The sequence below is a fragment of the Polaromonas sp. P3_C2 genome, from assembly GCF_056402675.1.
On the sequence record NZ_JBFUGX010000465.1, the window covers coordinates 1 to 3,328 of the forward strand.

The 3,328-nt window shown below is 64.4% G+C and carries 3 protein-coding genes; all 3 read left to right on the forward strand.

Annotation, left to right across the window (positions count from 1 at the left end):
- A partial coding sequence (locus AC1DWI_RS17235; RefSeq protein WP_477725288.1) for a M48 family metallopeptidase occupies nt 1-777 on the forward strand: 777 nt, incomplete at its 5' end.
- A gap of 150 nt (nt 778-927) precedes the next feature.
- Nucleotides 928-1,368 carry a response regulator gene (locus AC1DWI_RS17240; RefSeq protein WP_348049366.1) on the forward strand — a complete coding sequence of 147 codons (441 nt, stop codon included), beginning with the start codon at nt 928-930 and terminating at the stop codon, nt 1,366-1,368.
- A gap of 61 nt (nt 1,369-1,429) precedes the next feature.
- A partial coding sequence (locus tag AC1DWI_RS17245) for a PAS domain-containing protein (protein WP_477725289.1) occupies nt 1,430-3,328 on the forward strand: 1,899 nt, incomplete at its 3' end.

Here is a 3,328-nt window from a genome sequence, read left to right on the forward strand (position 1 = left end):
GTCCTGGGCGGTGTGCTGGTGGCCTACGAATTTCGCCGCAGCAAACGCAAGACCATCGGCTTTTCTGCCGGCGCCGACGGCCTCACGGTCAGTGCGCCCAAATGGGTGCCGCTGTATGAAATCGACAAGGCCGTGCTGGAAAAATCCGGTTGGATCCTGGCCAAGCTGCAGGAAACCCGCGCGCGCCATGAGCGCCTGGAGTCCGCACGCATTGACTGGAAGGACGGCACTACGCTGCCTTTCCTGGGTGACCAGGTCATTGTGGTGATCGATCCGCGGCACGCTTTCGGCGGCGTCGGCGCCGAACTCAAAACCGGCCCCGCCGCCGCCGAAGTCTTGTTGCAGGGCGACGGCGATGCGGCCAATGGCACCTTGCCCGGCGTGGCGCAGCTCACGCTGCACGTGGGCCTGCCCCAGCAGGCCACGCCCGAGCAGATCCGCGATGCCGTGCAGGCCTGGCTGATGCGCCAGGCCAAGCGCATCTTTACCGAGCGGCTCAACCATTTCGCGCCGCACCTGGGCGTGCAGTGGCGCAAGCTCAGCCTTTCCAGCGCCGGCACCCGCTGGGGCAGCGCCAGCGCCGATGGTTCCATCCGGCTGAACTGGCGCTTGATCCATTTCAAGCAGTCGGTGATCGACTACGTGGTGGTTCATGAATTGAGCCATTTGCGTGTCATGGACCACAGCCCGCGTTTTTGGGACACCGTGCGCGCGGTGGTGCCCGACTACGCCGAGCTGCGCGGCCAGCTCAAGGACGAAGCAATTCCCCGCTGGTAGGCCGGCGCTGCTGCGTTTGGCATGCCCCGTTGAGCGACGTCAAAGGGGGTACAAATCACAGTACTGCGGCGTTTCTTTACTTGGTAATATGAGAAAACACCAAAAAAAGCAGAAAACGACAGGGATTGACTCCGCGCACCTGAAGTCCACATGAACGACAAACTCATACTCGTAGTTGAAGACAACCCGGACCACCTGGAACTGACCGTTCTGACGCTGGAGGAGCAGGGCGTCACGGCCGAGATTGCCGTCGCCCGGGACGGTGTGCAGGCGCTGGACTTTCTATTCGGCCAGGGTGCCCATGCGGGGCGCGACACGCAAAGGCAGCCGGCTTTCATCCTGCTGGACATGAAGTTGCCCAAGCTCTCCGGTCTGGACGTACTGCGCAGCGTGCGGGCCAATCCCCTGACCGCGCTGGTGCCGGTCGTCATGCTGACATCTTCCAGCGAGCGGTCCGACATCGTGGCGTGTTACCAGAGCGGGGCCAACGGGTTTGTCCGTAAACCTGTCGATTTTGGGGGGCTGACCGAAAAGCTCAACCGCCTGCAGGCCTACTGGCTGGGCGTCAATGAATCCATCGCGGCCGGCTGACATCCCGTGACGCACCGGTGGCCCAGAAACACCCGGTGCCGGTACCTGCGGCGCTGATGCCATGAAGCTTCATATCACGCTGCGGACCCGCCTTGTCATGCTCGTGCTGGTGGCGATAGTGCCGATGTTTGGCCTGTCCATTTTCAAGGCCGTCTACAACGCCGACGCCGCCGTCGAGCGCGCCCAAACCGACCTGCAATTCGCCGCATCGCTGGCCGCATCCAGCCAGCAGCGCCTGGCGGAATCGGCCCGGCAGATACTGACGGCGATTGTTCATGTGCCCGGCCTGCGGGACGGCAACGCCGACCGCTGCAACCGCTACCTTGTAGAGCTCAACAAGCTGTTTCCGCTTTACGCCAATTTCGGTATTGTGGGAACGGACGGCTATGCGCTGTGCAACGGGCAGGAAGGCGTGCGGCTCGGCTACCTGGGCGACCGTGCCTATTTCCGCAATGCCGTTGAGCAGCGCAGCTTTGTGGTGGGTGAATACATTGTGGGGCGTGCCACGGGCCGGCCTTCCATCACATTTGCGTTGCCGCTGCTGGACAAGGACGGGCGCGTTGACATTGTGGCTTTTGCGTCGGTTGACCTGGCCGAGATGGCGAAATCCACCATCGACGTCCAGCTGCCGCCCGGCGGCGCGCTGGGCATACACGACCGCGGCGGCGTGCTGCTGGCGGGCAAACCCGACCTTCCCATACGAATCGGGCAGGTGGCCAGAAGCCCCGTGCTGAAGGCGGCCGTGCAGCAGATGCGTAACGGAACCAGCGATGGGCCGGACGGCACCGGGCAACGCCGCCTGTGGGCTTTCATGCCCAGCAGCCCCGACGTACACGCCGCTTTTTTTGTGGCGGTCAGCCTGGACCGCGAACTGGTCGTCGGCGCCAGCCGGGAACAGCTGTGGCTGGAACTGGTGGTGTTGTTGCTGGTGGCATTTGTGGGCGGCGGCATCGCCTGGGTCATCGGCGGGCGTGCCATTGTTGAGCCCACCCGAAACATCCTTGAGGCCATCCGGCAGCTCCAGAACGGCCGGCTGGATGTGCGGATACCACCAGGCCGGCCTGACGATTTCGGGGAGTTTGCGAGGATATCCACGGGCTTTAACCGCATGGCCGAGTCGCTTGAGCAACATCGGAGTGTCCTGGAGGCCGAACTGGCAAACAGCGAAGCCATCCAGCAGAAACTGCGGGACGCCCAGCGCCTGGGCCGCATCGGCTACTGGCAGCTGGACACCGGCACCGATGAAAGCTGGTGGTCCGATGAGGTTTACGAGGTGCTCGGCGTTGACCGCGCGACCTTCGACAGGAACCATGGCAGATTCATGCAGCTGGTCCATCCCGGGGACCGCCAGGCCTTCAAGGAACGGCGCGATCTGTCCGTTCGGACCAACCAGCCGCTGGACATGGAGTTCCGCATCGTCACGTCCGCTGGCGAGATTCGATGGGTCCACCTGTTTGGCCGCGCTGACGAAGCGCAGCCCGGGGACACCGGGCAGGAGGGGCAAGGCGCGGGCCGCGGCCCGTCGGGGCGCCGCCGCTCCGGCGTGATCCAGGAAATTACCGACCGCAAGCGCGCGGAACTGGTGGTGGCCCGCAGCACGGAGCTGCTGAACCGCACCGGCGCGCTGGGGAAAGTCGGCGGATGGGAGGTCGCTGTCGACACCATGACGCCTTACTGGTCTGAAGAAATTTACCGCATCCACGAACTCGATCCGGCGGCCGGCCTGGGGGTTGAGGAGGCGCTCKACTTTTATGCACCCGAAGCGCGGCGCACCATCCGCTCGGTCGCCCTGGCTGCCCTGAAGCAGGCAACGCCATGGGACCTGGAGCTGCCCCTCATCACGGCAAAGGGCCGGCGCATCTGGGTGCGCACGCAGGGCCGGGCTTTGCAGCGGGACGGCAAGGTTGTGAGCCTGGTCGGCGTGCTGCAGGACATCACGGAACAGCACGAAGCGCAGGCG